Origin of the sequence: Maritimibacter alkaliphilus HTCC2654, from assembly GCF_000152805.1 — a bacterium.
Lineage (GTDB): Bacteria > Pseudomonadota > Alphaproteobacteria > Rhodobacterales > Rhodobacteraceae > Maritimibacter > Maritimibacter alkaliphilus.
This window is the reverse complement of record NZ_CH902578.1, coordinates 524,298-541,209: the sequence shown is the minus strand read 5'-3', so window position 1 is coordinate 541,209 and position 16,912 is coordinate 524,298. Positions and strand designations below refer to the sequence as shown.

The window sequence follows — 16,912 nt, the reverse complement described above, 5'->3', positions numbered from 1 at the left end:
GCGGGAAGAGGCTGCGCACGTGCCCGCCTGCGGACGGTTTCGCGCCGTTTGCACGGGACGCCGGGGAAAGGCATGCTAGCCTCCGACGAGGGCGCCCTGCCCGGCCAGATGCGTTCGCCGGGTTGTTAGCGCTATCACGACATGATAAGCGGTCGCCAGAACGCGCGATCAGAATAGGACTTCCCATGGCTCTCAACAGCGAGATCGAACGGGTCACCCAACGGATCATCGACCGCAGCGCCGCACGGCGCGCCTCCTACATGGAGGGGATTCAGGCGCAGATCGACAAGGGGCCGAAGCGCGGCCATCTGAGTTGTTCGGGTCAGGCGCATGCCTATGCCGGGGCTGGCCCCGATCAACACGCACTCGCCACCAAGGATGCGCCCAACATCGGGATCGTCACCACCTTCAACGACATGCTGTCGGCCCACCAGCCGTTCGAGCGGTTCCCCGACCTCATCAAGGCCGCCGCGCGGGCCGAGGGCGCGACGGCGCAGGTGGCGGGGGGCGTGCCGGCCATGTGCGACGGTGTCACGCAAGGCGAGACCGGAATGGAGCTGTCGCTGTTTTCACGCGACGTGATCGCGCTCGCCTCGGGCGTGGCGCTCAGTCACAACACCTTCGACGCCGCGCTTTATTTGGGGGTCTGCGACAAGATCGTGCCGGGTCTGGTGATCGCCGCCGCCACCTTCGGCCATATCCCCGGCATCTTCATGCCGGCAGGGCCCATGACCTCCGGCCTGCCGAACGACGAAAAGGCCAAGGTGCGCCAGAAATTCGCGGCGGGCGAAGTGGGCCGCGACGCGCTCATGCAGGCCGAGATGGAGGCCTATCACGGCCCCGGCACCTGCACCTTCTACGGCACCGCCAATTCGAACCAGATGCTGATGGAGTTCATGGGGCTGCACCTGCCCGGCGCGTCCTTCGTGAACCCGAACACGCCGCTCCGCGATGCCCTGACGATGGAGGGTGCGCGCCGCGCGACGCAGATCACCGCATTGGGCAATGCTTTCACCCCGGTCGCCGAGGTGCTGGACGAAAAGGCCTTCGTGAACGGGATCGTCGGGCTGATGGCCACGGGCGGGTCCACGAACCTGCTCATCCACCTGCCCGCCATGGCGCGGGCCGCCGGGATCGAGCTGACGATGCAGGATTTCGCCGACATCTCGGCCGTCACGCCGCTCATGGCGCGGGTCTATCCGAACGGTCTGGCCGACGTGAACCATTTCCACGCCGCGGGCGGGCTTGGCTACCTGATCGGCGACCTGTTGGACGAAGGCATGTTGCACCCCGACACCCGCACCGTCGCGGGCGGCGGGCTGGAAGCCTATACGCAGGAGCCCAAAGTAGATGGCGACCGGGTGAAATACGAACCCGGCCCGCGCAAGACGCTGAACGACAAGATCGTGCGCCCCTATGCCGATCCGTTCCAGAAAACCGGCGGCTTGTCGCAGTTGGTGGGCAACCTCGGTCATGCGGTCATGAAAGTGTCGGCGGTCGATCCCGCGCGCCACGTGATCGAAGCCAAGGCGCGGGTCTTCACCGATCAGGCGTCGGTCAAGGAAGCGTTCAAGGCCGGCGCGTTCACCGAGGACACGGTGGTCGTCGTGCGCTTCCAAGGCCCCAAGGCCAACGGGATGCCTGAGCTTCACGGGCTGACGCCGACGCTCGCCGTGTTGCAGGACCGGGGGCTGAAGGTCGCGCTCGTGACCGACGGGCGCATGTCCGGTGCGTCGGGCAAGGTGCCCGCCGCGATCCATGTCTCGCCCGAAGCGGTGGACGGTGGCCCCATCGCCAAGGTGCAGGACGGTGATCTGGTGCGCGTGGATGCCACGAACGGCACCATCGAAGTGCTGACCGAAGGATTCGACGCGCGCACGCCCGCCACGATGGACCTGACGGCCAATGCCCGTGGTCTTGGCCGCGAACTGTTCGAAATGTTCCGCCAGAACGTCGGCCTCGCCACCGAGGGCGCGGGCGTGGTTGTGTAAGGAGATGACGATGACCCCTGCCGAAGCGTCTGCCAAAGCCGCCGAAATCTGCGAATTGGCCCCCATCGTGCCCGTGCTGATCGTCGAGGATGTGGCCCATGCCGCACCCCTCGCCGCCGCGCTGGTCGCGGGCGGTTTGCCTGCGCTGGAGGTGACCTTGCGCACCGATGCCGCGCTCGAGGTGATTGCCGAGATGGCCCGTGTCGAAGGTGGCGTCGTGGGGGCCGGCACCCTGCTCACTCCGAAGGACGTGCAACGGGCGGTGGAGGCCGGCGCGAAATTCGGCGTCTCGCCCGGTGCGACGGACACGCTGCTCGACGCTTGCGAAGAGGCGGGGCTGCCGCTGCTGCCGGGCGCGGCTTCGGCGACCGAGGCGATGCGCCTTCTGGAACGCGGCTACACCATCCAGAAATTCTTTCCGGCCGAGGCGGCAGGCGGTGCGCCCTTCCTGAAATCGCTCGCCTCGCCCTTGCCGCAGATCCGGTTCTGCCCCACGGGCGGCGTAAGCCCGAAGAACGCGCGCGATTACCTATCGCTGCCCAACGTGATCTGCGCGGGCGGGTCGTGGGTCGCGCCGAAAGAGATGTTCAAATCGGGCGACTGGGCCGGGATCGAACGGCTCGCAGCCGAGGCGGCGACGCTTCCCCGCTGACCCGCGTCGCGCGAGGGCGTCGACTTCGTCTCACTCGCTGATCCGGTCAGCGCCGCGCGCGGGCCCCGCCCCGGCGTCTGGGCGCGGTGGTGATGCTGTCTTTGCCCTCGCGCAGCACCCGTGTCATCGGGTGATCCGGCGCGACCCCGCCATACAGGTCGAGAAGCGCCGCCACCTCCGCCGCGCCGATCCGGCGCTCGCGATGGCCCAGCACCCAATCGAAAAAGATGCCCCGGCAGTCTTCAAGCGACACGCCTTCGATACGATAGGCCTCGCGGATCAGTCCCTTCGGGTCGATTTCGTCGGGTGTCATGCCGCCTCTCCCGGTCTGCGTGCAAGGATAGCTTCGATCGCCTTCGTCGCCGTTTCGGCGCAGCCTGTCACGCGGTCGAGCAGCGCCTCGCCATCCTCGACCTCCATCAGTCGGAACAGGAAGGCGCGGCCACCCTGCCCGACCGTGTCCAGATCGAGTGTGCCGTCGGTGATGAGCTTGGCGCCGCTTTGCAGCCGCCGCATCGTGTCATAGGCCGCGTTGAGCGCCTGGGCCTCGTCCCGCGTGATCCAGCCGATCTCGACTCCGATGGCGATCTGATCCTCGGTCAGCCGGGGCGTTTCGGGGGCCAGAACCGCGGCGCATTGCGCGACGAGTTCGATGTCCTGCAACCGCCCCGGCCCGATCTTGGGGTCCAACGGCCCGGTGTCGCCCTTGGCTTCGGCGATCCGGGCGCGCATCTCGACCACGTCGGCGATGGTGCGGGCCGGGTCGCGGTCGCGGCCCAGCACCTCGGCGCGGACCTCTTCCACCGCGTCGCCGATGGCCATATCGCCCGCGATGGGGCGCGCACGGGTGAGCGCCAGATGCTCCCACGTCCAGGCCTCGTCCCGCTGGTAGGCGGAAAACGCGGCGAGCGAGGTGGCGACCGGACCCTGGCGGCCCGAGGGGCGCAGGCGCATGTCGACTTCGTAAAGCCGCCCTTCGGGCATCTGGGCCGAAAGCGCGGTCACCATCGCTTGCGTGAGGCGTGAATAGTAAGCCCTTGACCCAAGGGGCCTTTTGCCGTCCGACTCCGCGTCGCCCGGCGCATCATAGATGACGATCAGGTCGAGGTCCGAGGCCGGGCCGACGGTGCGCGCACCGAGGCTGCCCATGCCGAGCAGAACCGCCCCGTTGCCCGGTGGCGTCCCGTGTTTGCGCGCGAATTCTTCCGCCACCAGAGGCCAGATCACCCGGACCACGGCATCGGCGAGGTCGGCATAGTCCAGCCCCGCCTCGGCCGGAGGCGTCAGGCCGCGCAGCAGGTGAACGCCGATGCGGAAATGCCATTCCTTCATCCAGCGCCGCGCCCCGTCGAGCTTGGCTTCGTAGTCCGGGAGCGCGTCGAGCGTTTCCTGAAGATCGGCCCGCAGGCCGCTTTCACCGGGCCATGCCGAAAAGAAGTCGCCCCCGATCACCGCGTCCAGCACCTGCGCGTTGCGGCCCAGATAGACGGAAAGCGCGGGCGCGGTGGCGGCGATGTCGACGATCAGATCGACCAGCGTCGGGTTCGAATCGAACAGGGAAAACAGTTGAACGCCCGCAGGCAAGCCGCTGAGAAACTTGTCGAAATTAATGATCGCCTCGCGAGGGCGCGCGGCCCCCTTGAGAGCCGCCAGCAGATCCGGTTTCAGGCGGTCGAAGATGGTGACCGCACGCGATGAACGCAGCGCCGGATAGGCCTTCCACCCCTCGACGATCTCGGCCTCTTCCTTGTCGAGGTCCGCAGTCGGGGCCGACGCATCGCCGGGGGCAAAGAAGCCCTCGGTCAGGTCATGCACTTCGGTCAGCGCGGTCGTGAGGTCGGACACGAGGTGCGCGCGGTCCATGTCCATCATGCAGGCCAGCCGCCGGAAGCCCTCGTCCGTGCTGGGCAGCTTGTGCGTCTGGGCATCGCGCACCATCTGGACGCGGTGCTCGACATCGCGGTGGAAGCGGTAGTGCCGGGTCAGCGTCTCGGCCACATCGGCGGGCACCCAGCCCTTCTCGACCAAAGCGGCCAGCCCTTCGACCGTGCCGCGCAGGCGCAGTTCGGGATCGCGCCCGCCAGCGATCAACTGCCGGGTCTGGGTGAAGAACTCGATCTCGCGAATGCCGCCGCGCCCGAGCTTCATGTCGTGCCCCGGCAGCGTGATCGGACCGCCCAGCCCCTTGTGCTCGCGAATGCGCAACCGCATGTCGTGCGCGTCCTGAATGGCCGCGAAATCGAGGTGTTTGCGGTAGACGAAGGGCCGCAGCACCTCAAGATACCTGTCGCCCGCCTCGATATCGCCCGCACAGGTGCGCGCCTTGATATGCGCCGCCCTCTCCCACGTGCGGCCGAGGCTTTCGTAATAGCGTTCGGCGGCATCGGTCGAGATGATGACGGGCGTGACGGAGGGATCGGGACGCAGGCGCAGGTCGGTGCGAAAGACATAGCCGTCGGCGGTGTTCTCGGACAACATCGATGACATTTTCCGCACCGCCCGGATCAGGCTGGCGCGGGCGTCGTGGTAATCGTCGTCGTCATAGCGCGTCTCATCGAACAGCATGATAAGGTCGATGTCGGAGGAGTAGTTCAGCTCCCCGGCCCCCATCTTGCCCATCGCAAGCGCGAAGGCCCCGCCTGCGGTCGCGATGTCGTCCTCGGTCGCGCCGGGCAGCTTGCCGCGGGCGATCTCACGCCCGACGTGGAACTTCAGCGCCTTGTCGGTGGCGATATCCGCAAGCCGGGTCAGCGCGCCCGTGACCTTTTCCAGCGGCCAGACCCCGGCAAGGTCGGCCAGCCCGGTGTAAAGCGCGACGCGGCGCTTGGCCTGCCTGAGCGCGGCGGACAAATCGGCCTCGCTTTCGCCCTCGATGACCAGCGCCCTGTCGATCGCCTCGTCAGGGTCCATCGACAGGGCATCACGCAGCCACGCGTCCTCTTTCGTCATGAGGCCCTTGAGATAGGGCGAACAGCCCGCCGTGCCCGACAGAACCTCGACCATCTCTGGGGCAAGGTCATCGAACGATGTGGCGATTTCCCTGGCCGGGTCGGTTTCGAACGGGCGCGGGCAACGGGTGATATGGCTGGCGAAGGACATGGCGCGGAGATTGGCTGCGCGGTCGGGGGTGGTCAAGCCGATCCGCCCGTGCATGATGCCGCCATGAGCAAGTCATTGAAACGCGTCGAACGGGCGGCGGCCGAGGCCGGGCTGGACATCACCATACTCGAAATGGCCGAGGGCACGCGCACGGCGGCGGATGCGGCCCGCGCGGCTGGCTGCGAGATCGACCAGATCATCAAGTCGATCATCTTTCGCGGCGAGGACGACGGGCAGGCGATCCTGTTCCTGACCGCAGGCGGCAACCGGGTGGACGACGCCAAGGCCGGCGCGGCGGCAGGCGAAGTTTTGGGCAAGGCCGATGCGGGCCTGATCCGGTCGCAGACAGGCTTTGCCATCGGCGGGGTCGCCCCCATCGGGCACCTGAACCCGATCCGGGCCTTCATGGACCCCCGGCTCTTCGATTTCGACGTGATCTGGGCCGCAGCAGGCACGCCACGGCACATCTTCTCCGTGAATCCCCGCGATATCGAGCGGCTGACGGGCGCGCAAGTCACTGATTTCATTGCCTGAACGAAATTAATGTGAAGACCTTTCACATTTTTCCTTGAAAACACGGGGCGTGGTGCCGATCTTGGTAATGTGAAAGGAATTCACATCGCACCGACACCGCACATTCCGTGCAGAAAGGAAACACTATGACGACGATGAGCGAAACCGCCCCTCCGAAGTCCGAGGGCTGGTTCAACAAGACCGAGGCCTGGCTCGACGAACGGGGCAAGGGCGCGTGGATCGCGCTCATGGTCCTCGGGTTCGTCTTCTTCTGGCCCGTGGGCCTCGCCCTTCTGATGTACATGATCTGGAGCAAACGCATGTTCTCGAAATCCTGCAACGGCCCGCATGGCCGTCACCGCCACGGCCGCCGTCACGGCCATGACACCTACGCCTATGTCTGGGACAACGGTCGCGGACGCAGCTTCAAAAGCTCGGGCAACACCGCCTTCGATTCCTACAAGGCCGAAACCCTGCAACGCCTGATGGACGAGCAGGAGCAGTTCGAGGCTTTCCTCGACCGCCTGCGCCAAGCCAAGGACAAGTCGGAATTCGACCAGTTCATGAACGAACGCGCCGATGCGGCCCGCAGCGGTCGGATCGAAGACAGCTCGGACGACGAGGACGGCGACGACGATGCCGTCGTGGCGAAAGAGCCGAAATAAGATCGCGCGGCCCCGCTTGTCGGGGCCGACCGCCTTTTCCATATGGGGACCATCATGAACACCGCCACCTATACCGGACTACCCGATCCCGACTACCAGTCGGAGTTCTATGCCGATGTGCCCGCCAAGCGCGCGCTGGCTTGGGTGTTCGATACGCTGATCGTGGTCGGCCTTGTTCTGCTTTTCATTCTGTTGACCGTCGGGATCGGCTTTTTCTTCGCGGGCTTCCTGTGGCTCGTCGTCGGGTTCGTCTACCGTGTGGTGACACTCGCCAACGGGTCGGCCACGCTGGGGATGCGCCTGATGTCGATCGAGATCCGGCGGCACGACGGCCAGCGGCTCGACCTCGGGACCGCCGTGATGCACACGCTGGGCTACACCCTGTCGATGTCCTTCGTCCTGCCGCAGATCGCATCCATCATCCTTATGATGACCGGGGATCGGGGTCAGGGCCTCACCGACCTCGTGCTGGGCACCGCCGCGATCAACCGCTCCGCGCGGATGTGACCGGCGGTGATTTACCCAAATGCCCTGCGGGGCTTGGCGGGTTAAGGTTTCGTTGATAGGTTTCGTGAAACTGGGTCCGAAACCACCGAACACTTCGCGTCTCTATGCGTCACACTCTTCCCCTCGCCCCGCAGTTCTATGTGACTGCGCCGCAGCCCTGCCCTTACCTCGAGGGTCGGCTGGAGCGGAAGTTGTTCACGGCGCTTCAGGGCGAACAGGCCGAGGCGCTGAACGACACCCTGTCCAAGCAGGGGTTCCGCCGGTCCCAGAACGTGCTTTACCGTCCGTCATGTTCGGATTGTAACGCCTGCCTGTCCGCCCGGATCAGGGTTAAGGATTTCACCGAGTCGAAAAGCCAGCGGCGCACCGAGAAGAAGAACGCGCAGCTCGCCCGCCGGACCCGTGCGCCCTGGGCGACCGAAGAACAATACGAGCTTTTCCGCAAATACCTCGACGCGCGCCATGCCGACGGCGGCATGGCCGACATGGATGTGTTCGAATTCGCCGCGATGATCGAGGAAACCCCGATCAAATCGCGGGTGATCGAATATTCCGTCCGGTCCGAGGATCGCCGGACCCGCGATCTGGCCGCCGTCTGCCTGACCGACGTGCTCGATGACGGGCTGTCGATGGTCTACAGCTTCTACGATCCCGCCCGCCACGCCGACAGCCTCGGCACCTACGTGATCCTCGATCACATCCGGCTCGCGCAGGAGGCGGGGCTGCCTTACGTCTACCTCGGCTACTGGGTGCCCGGATCGCCCAAGATGGATTACAAGGCCAAGTTCGCGGCGCTCGAGGTCTATGTCGGCGGTCAGTGGACCCCGATGGAAGACGCCGAGAATTTCGACACGCGCCAGCATCCGCTGTCCAACGATCCGATCGCCGAACAGGTCGCCCAGATCGCCCTGCCCGGCGCGCAGCCGGTCAAGAAGCGCTAGTCAAACGCCCCCCAGACGCTAGACTGATCCCGCATTTTACTGAACGGGTTCGTTTTCGACGTTTTTTCGGGGGACAGCCATGTCAATACGTGGGTCATTACAGCGCAATTACGCAGCGCAACGGTCGGCCAAGGTGGCCGATCCATCGTTCAAGCTCGACATGGACGAGGTCATGGGCCTCGCCCGCCTTGCCCGTGACAATGGCGAGAGCGTCGAGACTCTGGAAGCCCGAATCGCCGCAGCCGCCGCGCAAGAGCCGAAGCCGGATGCCGACGCCGATCCCGGCACCGCCAAGGCCAAGGTCACCTCGGCCCTCGACGTGCTGGGGCAGTATTTCCCGGCCGAGATCATGGCGTTCTACATCACCGGGCTTGCGATCTTCAACGGGCTTGGCCAGACCGATGGCGCGGTGTTCTGGCCCTACCTGTTCGTGGCCTGCCACCTGCTGATCTGGCTGTATGTCGTCGTGGACTACAAGGTTGAAAAACGGGCGGAGGACGCAGCCGCCGCGGCCCGCGAAAAGGCCGGGAAGCCTGCGACCCCGTCGGTCCTCACCTTTCCGATGTGGCCGTTTTTGTCTTCGGTCATCGCGTTCTGGGCCTGGGCCGCCGCGACCCCCGGCGACCCCATCGTCACCAGCCCCGCCGCCACGGCCATCGCCGCCGTCGTCGCGATTTTCGTCTCGCTCCTCCTGCCGCAACTTGAGGTGCTCTGGGGCCCGTCGCGCAAGGCCGAGCCGGAACCCGATAACGCCGACTGATCTGCTCCGCTCCAAAAAACAGGCGCCTCCCGTGAGGGAGACGCCCGACCGTCATCAAATGCGTTGGATCAGCCGACCGGGGCACCGTCCGTGCGCCAGACCTGAATGATCGACGAGCGCGGCTTGCCGTTGCCATCGGGCCACGAACCGCCCGGATGCTGGATGCCGACGAAGGCGACCGTGTTGTCTTCGTTCCAGCACAGGCCCGTCACTTCGGCCCCATTGGGCGCGGTAAGGAAGCGGGCGATTTCGCCGGTTTCGGTGTTCCCGACGAGCATCTGGTTGTTGCCCTGCCCGGCGAAGTCGCCCTCGTTCGAATCGTCGCCATCGGTCTGGATCCACAGCATCCCCTTGCTGTCGAACGCCATGCCGTCGGGCGAGTTGAACATGTTGCCGTCGGTGACGTTCTCGGACCCGCCGTAAGCGTTGTCGTAAACCGCCGGGTTGCCCGCCATCACGTAGAGATCCCACGCAAAGGTGTCGGCGCCGTGGTCGTCGCCCGCCGGAGCCCAACGCACGATCTGACCGTATTCGTTGGTCTCACGCGGGTTGGCCGCGTTCACCGGCATGGCGTCACCGCCGCGCTTGGAGTTGTTGGTGAGCGCGCAATAGGCCTCGGCCTTGAGCGGGTTCGCCGCGATCCATTCCGGGCGGTCCATCGACGTCGCGCCCACAGCCGAGGCCGCGATGCGCGAGAAGACCAGCGTTTCTTCCAGCGACATGCCGGTGGCTTCGGGGGTCAGCGCGATCCATTCGCCGGTCATGTCGTCGTTGAACTTGGCGACGTAAAGCTGACCGTCCGACAGCAGACCCTCGGTCGAGCCGCCTTCGGCATAGGTGCCGTTCGAGACGTAGCGATAGATGAACTCGCCCCGCTCATCGTCGCCCATGTAGACAACGACACGGCCATCGGCGGCCTGCACCATCTCGGCGTTCTCGTGCTTGAAGCGGCCAAGGGCGGTGTGTTTGACGGGGGTGCTTTCGGGATCGGTCGGGTCGATCTCGGTGATCCAGCCGTGGCGGTTCGGCTCGTTGGGCTCGGCGGTCAGGTCATAGCGCGGGTCGAACTTTTCGTAAGCGTAGCGGCCCTCGCCTCCGATGCCGTAGCGCGACAGACCGTCGGTTTCGTCATAACCGCCGGTCGCGCCGAAGTAGCCGTTGAAGTTCTCTTCGCAGGTCAGGTAGGTGCCCCAAAGCGTCTTGCCCGAACCGCAGTTGTTCATCGTGCCTTTGGGGCTCATGCCCTCGGGGTCGGCGTTCGTCTGCACCAGCGCGTGACCGGCTGCGGGGCCGTCCATGGTCATCTGGGTTTCATGCGTGATGCGGCGGTTGTAGGGGCTGTCCTTCACCACCTCATAGGTGCCGCCGTTCATCGCGACCTCCATGACCGTCACGCCCTGAAGGTTCTTCAAGAGCATCACCTCGTCCGCATTCTGCGGCGTGCCGTCCGAGGCGGCGGGAAGGTTGATCTTGGGGTTCACGTATTCCGAGTTCACGGCGATCAGTTCCTTGCCATCGACAAAAAACGTCTCCATCCCGTCCGTGTTCTCACCGAACACCTTGTCCGACATGGCGGGCGAAACGCCGGTCTCGGCGTCATAGGCGCCATCGGCTTCGGACCAGAGCGCATCGCCCCAGCGCACGAGCGTTTTCCATTCGTAGCCTTCGGGCACGTGGATGTCGAAATCGGTGGCGATGTCGATCGGCTCGAACCCGAAGCCCCCGTGGGCCGCAGCCTGCGCGCGGCTTGAGGTCAGCATGGCCGAACCGAAAACGGTCGCGGCCGAGCCGAAGGCCAGCGCCCCACCCAGAAAGCCGCGGCGGGTGATGGCACGTTCCACGACGGCGTCGAAATCATTGGTCGCCGGGCGCGGGTCGCGCATCTCGTCGAATTCGTCCCACGACAGGTTCGAGGTGTCTTGGTCTTTCACGGGGCTTGCTCCTTATTGGCTGGCTGTTCGGGTGCGCCGAGTCGGCGTCCGTGCGCGAGCCTCGTTTCGAGCTGTGACAAAGCGGAGTCGCTTCCATGACAGCCGTGTAAAATCCGACCGAACCCTAACACGGATGCGTTTCTTCCCGCCTGAAAACACCCGAGTCGGCCTCTCGAGCACGCTCACATTTTCACAATCCCCCTTCAGGCCCGCCAAAAGGAAAGAAAATGTCGCCAAAAACCGCTGGTGCGACACTTTATTCAGCCATTTGGCGTTGACGCCCCGACAGCCGACCCATAATGTCCCCGCACCACAAAGGAGAGCGGTCGTGGAAAGCCTTGTAGTCATCGTAGGATATAGGCGCATGGGACGGTAACGGACCCCTGAAGGTTCCCCATGCGCCCCCGACAGAAAATCGGGGGCTTTTTTATGACCGGAGATACGGGCGCGACGCCCACACGGAGAGAGACATGACACGTCAGATGACCGGCGCGAAAATGGTGGTTCAGGCCCTAAAGGATCAGGGTGTGGACACGGTATTCGGATATCCCGGCGGCGCCGTTCTTCCGATCTATGACGAGGTGTTCCAGCAAAACGACATCCGTCATGTTCTGGTGCGCCATGAACAAGGCGCGGTCCATGCCGCCGAGGGCTATGCCCGTTCGACCGGGAAACCCGGTGTCGTGCTCGTCACCTCCGGCCCCGGCGCGACCAACGCGGTCACGGGTCTGACCGACGCGCTGCTCGACTCGATCCCGATCGTCGTGCTGACGGGTCAGGTGCCCACCTTCATGATCGGCACCGACGGGTTTCAGGAGGCCGATACGGTCGGCATCACCCGCCCCTGCACCAAGCACAACTGGCTGGTGAAGGACACGAACAAGCTGGCGGACACCATCCATCAGGCCTTCCACGTCGCGACCACGGGCCGCCCCGGCCCGACGCTCATCGACATCCCCAAGGACGTGCAATTCGCCCAAGGCACCTACGTCGAGCCGCAGAAGGCGCGCACCGAACATTACCAGCCGCAGGTGAAGGGCGATATCGACGCGATCACCCGTCTGGCCGAGATGATCGAAGCGGCCGAGCGCCCGGTGTTCTACACCGGTGGCGGGGTCATCAACTCCGGCACGGCGGCGAGCCAGCTCTTGCGTGAACTGGTGGATGCCACGAACTTTCCGATCACCTCGACCCTGATGGGTCTGGGCGCCTACCCGGCATCCGGCAAGAACTGGCTCGGAATGCTGGGGATGCACGGGCTTTACGAAGCCAACATGGCGATGCACGACTGCGACCTGATGATAAACGTCGGCGCGCGGTTCGACGACCGGATCACGGGGCGCATCGACGCGTTCTCGCCCGGCTCGAAGAAGGTGCATATCGACATCGACCCCTCGTCGATCAACAAGGTGATCCATGTCGACCTGCCCATCGTCGGCGACGTGGGCCACGTGCTCGAAGACCTTCTGCGCATCTGGAAGTCGCGCGGGCGCAAGACCAATGTCGAGGCACTGGGGAACTGGTGGAAGCAGATTGACGCGTGGAAAGAGGTGAACTGCCTCGACTACAAGAACTCGACCCAGACCATCAAACCGCAGCACGCGCTTCAGCGGCTGGAAGCGATCACGCGTGGCATGGACCGTTACGTGACGACCGAAGTGGGCCAGCACCAGATGTGGGCCGCGCAGTTCATGGGCTTCGACGAACCGGGCCGCTGGATGACCTCGGGCGGTCTGGGCACGATGGGTTACGGCCTGCCCGCGAGCGTGGGGGTGCAGATGGCGCACCCGGACAGCGTGGTCATCAACGTGGCGGGCGAAGCCTCGTGGCTGATGAACATGCAGGAAATGGGGACGGCGGTTCAGTTCCGCCTGCCGATCAAGCAATTCATCCTGAACAACGAACGCCTCGGCATGGTGCGCCAGTGGCAGGAGCTTCTGCATGGCGAACGCTATTCCCATTCGTGGTCCGAGGCGCTGCCCGACTTCGTGAAACTCGCCGAGGCCTTCGGCTGCAAGGGACGGCTGGTCAAAGACCCCGCCGAACTGGACGACGCTATTCAGGAGATGCTGGACTACGACGGTCCCTTCATCCTCGACGTCATGGTCGAGAAGCACGAGAACTGCTTCCCGATGATCCCGTCGGGCGAGCCGCACAACAAGATGCTTCTGGGTGAAGCCTCGACCGCCGATGCGATCGGCACGTCGGGCGCGGTGCTGGTGTAAGGGGGACAGGATATGAACGCTCTCAAGATCAAAAAAGGCTCCTCCAAGAAGTCGGCCTATGACCTGCGCGATCCGAATTCGGATATCGTCGAGACGCATACGCTGGCGGTGATCGTGGACAACGAACCGGGTGTGCTGGCGCGCGTGATCGGGCTGTTTTCGGGCCGTGGTTACAACATCGACTCGCTGACCGTGGCCGAGGTCGACCACACCGGGCACCAGTCGCGCATCACCATCGTCACGGGTGGGACACCTGCGGTGATCGAACAGATCAAGGCCCAGCTCGGGCGGATCGTGCCGGTGCACCGGGTGCATGACCTGACGGTCGAAGGTGCTTCGGTCGAACGGGAACTCGCGCTCTTCAAAGTGGCGGGCACTGGCGAAAAACGGGTCGAGGCCCTGCGCATGGCCGACATTTTCCGGGCCAATGCGGTGGATTCCACGCTGGAAAGCTTCGTCTTCGAACTGACGGGTGCGCCGGACAAGATCGACGCCTTCGCGGACCTCATGCGCCCGCTCGGCCTGGTCGAAATGGCGCGCACCGGGGTCGCTGCCCTGTCGCGTGGGGCCGAGTAAGACCCTGCCATAGAACAAGAAAGGGCGGGTCGCTTGACCCGCCCTTTTTGTTTGTCCGGTGCCCGGGGTCTTACCCCCGGTTCCACCACCCGCGCCGCTTGGGCTTGGATTTCTCGTCCGCCTCACCCTCGGCCATCGCAGGTTCCGGTTCGGGCTGCGGCGCCGGTTGGGCAAGGGTTTCTTCCACGACCGGGTCGCTTTTCTGCGACGGGGCTTCGGCTTCGGACGGCATGTCCTCGGGATCGTTGCCCGTGGGCGTGGCTTCGGGTTCCGGCGTCGCGTCGGCCTCGGCCATCGCCGCATCGACAGGCGCGGGCGTTTCGTCCGCAACCTCCGGCGCGACCTCGGCTTCCGGGGCGGTGGCTTCAGACACCGTTTCCGGCGCTTCCGTGACCGGCTCGGCCACCGCTTCGGTCACAGGCTCGGTCGGCGTGTCCGCGACCGCCTCGACCGTCTCGTCGGTCTTCTTCTTGCGCGGGGCGCGCTTGCGCTTGGGCTTTTCGGCCTCGGCCGGTTTCTCGGCCTCCGCCTCGGCAGGCGCGGCTTCGGCCTCGTCGGTTTTCTTCTTGCGCGGCGCACGCTTGCGCTTGGGCTTCTCGGCCACGTCCGGCGCGGCTTCGGCTTCGGCAGCCTCGGGCGTCACGTCGGCCTCGGCGGGCGCTTCGGTCGCGGCATCCGCGCCTTCGCTCTCCGCAGGGGCCTCGGCGGCTTCGCCCTGCCCTTGCGCCTCGTCACCGCTCTCGTCGCCATCCTCATCGGACCGCGACTTGTTGCGGCCTCGGCCACCGCGACGGCGGCGGCGGCGGCGCTTTTTCTTCGGCTGATCGTCGTCCTCGTTGGTCTCGGACGCTTCCGAGGTCTCTTCGGACTGATCCTCTTCGGTTTCGTCCTCGATATCCTCGTCCAGATCTTCCATCAGCGACGCATCGACCGAGACGACCGGCGCGGTCACTTCGGCCACGCTGCGAGTCGCGGTCTTGAACTTCTCGATCTCGAAATCGGGCGAGATCAGGAAGGGATCGGCCTCAAGCCGGATCGCCATGCCATAACGCGCCTCGATCTGCGCGATATGCTCGCGCTTCACGTTCATGAGGAAGTTCACGATGCCCACCGGGGCCTTGAGCAACACCTCTTTCGAGCGGCCCCGCGTGCCCTCTTCTTCCAGCTGACGCAGGATGTTGAGCGCGAGGTTGTCGTCGGACCGGATCAGACCCGTGCCGTGGCAATGGGCGCAGGGCTGCGTCGTCGCCTCGATCATGCCGGGGCGCAGGCGCTGGCGGCTCATCTCCAACAGCCCGAAGCCCGAGATGCGGCCCACCTGAATGCGCGCGCGGTCGGTCTTGAGCTTGTCTTTCAGCTTCTTCTCGACCGCGTTGTTGTTCTTGCGCTCTTCCATGTCGATGAAGTCGATCACGATCAGACCGGCAAGGTCGCGCAGACGCAGTTGGCGCGCCACTTCTTCGGCGGCCTCGAGGTTGGTCTTGAGCGCCGTTTCCTCGATCGAGCCCTCTTTCGTGGCCCTGCCCGAGTTCACGTCGATGGCGACCAGCGCCTCGGTCACGCCGATGACGATGTAGCCGCCGGATTTCAGCTGAACGGTCGGGTTGAACATCGACGACAGGTAGCTTTCGACCTGATAACGGGCGAAGAGCGGCAGCTGGTCGTGGTAATTCTTCACGTTCTTGGCGTGGGACGGCATGATCATTTTCATGAAGTCCTTGGCGATCCGATAACCGCCCTCGCCCTCGACGAGCACCTCGTCGATGTCCTTGTTGTAAAGGTCGCGGATCGACCGTTTGATGAGGTCGCCCTCTTCATAGATTTTCGCCGGCGCCGTTGATTTCAGCGTCAGTTCGCGGATCTGTTCCCACATGCGCTGAAGGTATTCGTAGTCGCGCTTGATCTCGGTCTTGGTGCGCTTGGCACCCGCCGTGCGCACGATCAGCCCCGCACCCTTCGGCACGTCGAGCGAGGTCGCGATTTCCTTGAGCTTCTTGCGGTCCACCGCGTTGGTGATCTTGCGCGAAATGCCACCGCCACGGGCGGTGTTCGGCATCAGCACGCAGTAACGACCCGCCAGCGACAGGTAGGTGGTGAGCGCCGCACCCTTGTTGCCGCGCTCCTCTTTCACGACCTGAACCAGCAGGATCTGGCGAACCTTGACGACTTCCTGAATCTTGTACTTGCGCGGGCGCGGCTTGCGCGGCGGGCGAATATCTTCGTGGTCGTCGTCGTCGGCCACGGATTCGATGGTGTCGTCCTTTTCGGCCGCATCGACCGGCTTGGCGTCTTCCTCGTCGCTCGGGCGCGATCTGGACCGCGACCGGGAGCGCGACCGCGAGCGGCGCGACCGGGACGGTTTCGCGTCGGTGTCGTCGTCGCCGGAAGCCTCGGCCTCGTCGGAGGCTTCGGCACCCTCTTCGGCGTCGTCCACATCCTCGCCCGTCTCGTCCGACGGTTCCTCGACCGGCGTATCCGCGACCCGTTCCATCGGGGACGAGGCTTCGTCAGCCTCCCCACCTTCGTCGAGGTCGATCACGTCCATGCCCTGCGGCTCGGCGTCCTTGGTCACGACCTCGTCGTCCGAGCGGGTTTCCTCGGCTCTGGGCGCGCTGCGGCGGGACTTGCGCCCCTCTTCCTCACGCTCGAGCGCCTCGGCATAGGCGCGCTCTTCCTCGAGCAGCGCCTCACGGTCGGCGACCGGGATCTGGTAGTAATCCGGGTGAATTTCGGAAAACGCGAGGAAGCCGTGACGATTTCCGCCGTAATCGACAAAGGCCGCCTGAAGCGAGGGCTCCACACGGGTGACTTTGGCGAGGTAGATGTTTCCGGCTAGCTGGCGTTTGTTTTCGGACTCGAAGTCAAATTCTTCGACTTTGTTTCCGTCCACCACGACAACGCGGGTTTCTTCCGCGTGCGTGGCGTCGATGAGCATTTTCTTGGCCATTTGATCTCATTGCACCCGCATATGCGAATGCCGCCCCCCGGGGGAGCGGTCGTCGATTTGGGGTGTCTTGTCTGGGCGAGCGTCGGTGCGGTGGCACGCAGGCTG

13 protein-coding genes are annotated in these 16,912 nt (G+C 64.9%); 9 read left to right on the top strand and 4 right to left on the bottom strand.

Features of this window, described 5'->3' with window-relative positions; genetic code table 11:
* The first annotated feature begins 185 nt into the window (after positions 1 to 185).
* Together edd and eda are read left to right on the top strand one after the other, a co-directional pair.
* On the top strand, positions 186 to 1,991 hold the full coding sequence (edd, locus tag RB2654_RS03775) for a phosphogluconate dehydratase (protein WP_008328760.1): 1,806 nt from the start codon (positions 186 to 188) through the stop codon (positions 1,989 to 1,991).
* A gap of 4 nt (positions 1,992 to 1,995) precedes the next feature.
* The gene (gene eda / locus RB2654_RS03770) at positions 1,996 to 2,643 is read left to right on the top strand and encodes a bifunctional 4-hydroxy-2-oxoglutarate aldolase/2-dehydro-3-deoxy-phosphogluconate aldolase (RefSeq protein WP_008328759.1); all 648 of its coding nucleotides are present in this window, start codon (positions 1,996 to 1,998) and stop codon (positions 2,641 to 2,643) included.
* A 46-nt stretch (positions 2,644 to 2,689) separates the two neighbouring features.
* Here the strand turns inward: eda and RB2654_RS03765 are convergent, their stop codons facing one another.
* Both RB2654_RS03765 and glnE read right to left on the bottom strand, forming a co-directional pair.
* Entirely contained in the window at positions 2,690 to 2,956 is a 267-nt protein-coding gene (locus RB2654_RS03765) for a hypothetical protein (RefSeq protein ID WP_008328757.1), read from the bottom strand.
* On the bottom strand, positions 2,953 to 5,742 hold the full coding sequence (gene glnE / locus RB2654_RS03760; protein ID WP_040885429.1) for a bifunctional [glutamate--ammonia ligase]-adenylyl-L-tyrosine phosphorylase/[glutamate--ammonia-ligase] adenylyltransferase: 2,790 nt from the start codon (positions 5,740 to 5,742) through the stop codon (positions 2,953 to 2,955). Before glnE ends, RB2654_RS03765 begins: the two co-directional genes overlap by 4 nt.
* A gap of 63 nt (positions 5,743 to 5,805) precedes the next feature.
* Between glnE and RB2654_RS03755 the strand changes: the two genes are divergently transcribed.
* The 5 genes from RB2654_RS03755 (at position 5,806) to RB2654_RS03735 (ending at position 9,128) form a co-directional block, all read left to right on the top strand.
* Positions 5,806 to 6,276: a YbaK/EbsC family protein gene (locus RB2654_RS03755; RefSeq protein ID WP_040884362.1), complete on the top strand. Its 471-nt coding sequence runs from the start codon at positions 5,806 to 5,808 to the stop codon at positions 6,274 to 6,276.
* Between the two features lie 125 nt (positions 6,277 to 6,401).
* The gene (locus RB2654_RS03750) at positions 6,402 to 6,920 is read left to right on the top strand and encodes a DUF2852 domain-containing protein (RefSeq protein ID WP_008328751.1); all 519 of its coding nucleotides are present in this window, start codon (positions 6,402 to 6,404) and stop codon (positions 6,918 to 6,920) included.
* 54 nt (positions 6,921 to 6,974) lie between these two features.
* Positions 6,975 to 7,427 (top strand): RDD family protein, encoded by a 453-nt coding sequence (locus RB2654_RS03745; RefSeq protein ID WP_040885428.1) that lies wholly within the window; start codon positions 6,975 to 6,977, stop codon positions 7,425 to 7,427.
* 104 nt (positions 7,428 to 7,531) lie between these two features.
* Positions 7,532 to 8,368 carry an arginyltransferase gene (locus RB2654_RS03740; RefSeq protein WP_008328747.1) on the top strand — a complete coding sequence of 279 codons (837 nt, stop codon included), beginning with the start codon at positions 7,532 to 7,534 and terminating at the stop codon, positions 8,366 to 8,368.
* Between the two features lie 79 nt (positions 8,369 to 8,447).
* Positions 8,448 to 9,128 carry a hypothetical protein gene (locus tag RB2654_RS03735; RefSeq protein ID WP_148912547.1) on the top strand — a complete coding sequence of 227 codons (681 nt, stop codon included), beginning with the start codon at positions 8,448 to 8,450 and terminating at the stop codon, positions 9,126 to 9,128.
* A gap of 68 nt (positions 9,129 to 9,196) precedes the next feature.
* Here RB2654_RS03735 and RB2654_RS03730 read toward each other — a convergent pair whose 3' ends face one another.
* Complete coding sequence (locus RB2654_RS03730; RefSeq protein ID WP_008328742.1) at positions 9,197 to 11,059, bottom strand: PhoX family protein; 1,863 nt, start codon at positions 11,057 to 11,059, stop codon at positions 9,197 to 9,199.
* A 470-nt stretch (positions 11,060 to 11,529) separates the two neighbouring features.
* Here RB2654_RS03730 and RB2654_RS03725 point away from each other — a divergent pair, with 470 nt between their 5' ends.
* Both RB2654_RS03725 and ilvN read left to right on the top strand, forming a co-directional pair.
* On the top strand, positions 11,530 to 13,284 hold the full coding sequence (locus RB2654_RS03725; RefSeq protein WP_008328736.1) for an acetolactate synthase 3 large subunit: 1,755 nt from the start codon (positions 11,530 to 11,532) through the stop codon (positions 13,282 to 13,284).
* A 12-nt stretch (positions 13,285 to 13,296) separates the two neighbouring features.
* Positions 13,297 to 13,860 (top strand): acetolactate synthase small subunit, encoded by a 564-nt coding sequence (gene ilvN / locus RB2654_RS03720; RefSeq protein ID WP_008328734.1) that lies wholly within the window; start codon positions 13,297 to 13,299, stop codon positions 13,858 to 13,860.
* Positions 13,861 to 13,930: 70 nt separating this feature from the next.
* Here the strand turns inward: ilvN and RB2654_RS03715 are convergent, their stop codons facing one another.
* Positions 13,931 to 16,807 (bottom strand): Rne/Rng family ribonuclease, encoded by a 2,877-nt coding sequence (locus RB2654_RS03715; RefSeq protein ID WP_008328732.1) that lies wholly within the window; start codon positions 16,805 to 16,807, stop codon positions 13,931 to 13,933.
* Between the last annotated feature and the right edge of the window lie 105 nt (positions 16,808 to 16,912).

What these genes read in the sequence shown, in the direction of transcription:
- edd (WP_008328760.1), top strand. Translation starts at nt 186, where the DNA reads ATGGCTCTCAACAGCGAGATCGAACGGGTCACCCAACGGATCATCGAC.
- eda (WP_008328759.1), top strand. Translation starts at nt 1,996, where the DNA reads ATGACGATGACCCCTGCCGAAGCGTCTGCCAAAGCCGCCGAAATCTGC.
- RB2654_RS03765 (WP_008328757.1), bottom strand. Translation starts at nt 2,956, where the DNA reads ATGACACCCGACGAAATCGACCCGAAGGGACTGATCCGCGAGGCCTAT.
- glnE (WP_040885429.1), bottom strand. Translation starts at nt 5,742, where the DNA reads ATGTCCTTCGCCAGCCATATCACCCGTTGCCCGCGCCCGTTCGAAACC.
- RB2654_RS03755 (WP_040884362.1), top strand. Translation starts at nt 5,806, where the DNA reads ATGAGCAAGTCATTGAAACGCGTCGAACGGGCGGCGGCCGAGGCCGGG.
- RB2654_RS03750 (WP_008328751.1), top strand. Translation starts at nt 6,402, where the DNA reads ATGACGACGATGAGCGAAACCGCCCCTCCGAAGTCCGAGGGCTGGTTC.
- RB2654_RS03745 (WP_040885428.1), top strand. Translation starts at nt 6,975, where the DNA reads ATGAACACCGCCACCTATACCGGACTACCCGATCCCGACTACCAGTCG.
- RB2654_RS03740 (WP_008328747.1), top strand. Translation starts at nt 7,532, where the DNA reads ATGCGTCACACTCTTCCCCTCGCCCCGCAGTTCTATGTGACTGCGCCG.
- RB2654_RS03735 (WP_148912547.1), top strand. Translation starts at nt 8,448, where the DNA reads ATGTCAATACGTGGGTCATTACAGCGCAATTACGCAGCGCAACGGTCG.
- RB2654_RS03725 (WP_008328736.1), top strand. Translation starts at nt 11,530, where the DNA reads ATGACACGTCAGATGACCGGCGCGAAAATGGTGGTTCAGGCCCTAAAG.
- ilvN (WP_008328734.1), top strand. Translation starts at nt 13,297, where the DNA reads ATGAACGCTCTCAAGATCAAAAAAGGCTCCTCCAAGAAGTCGGCCTAT.
- RB2654_RS03715 (WP_008328732.1), bottom strand. Translation starts at nt 16,807, where the DNA reads ATGGCCAAGAAAATGCTCATCGACGCCACGCACGCGGAAGAAACCCGC.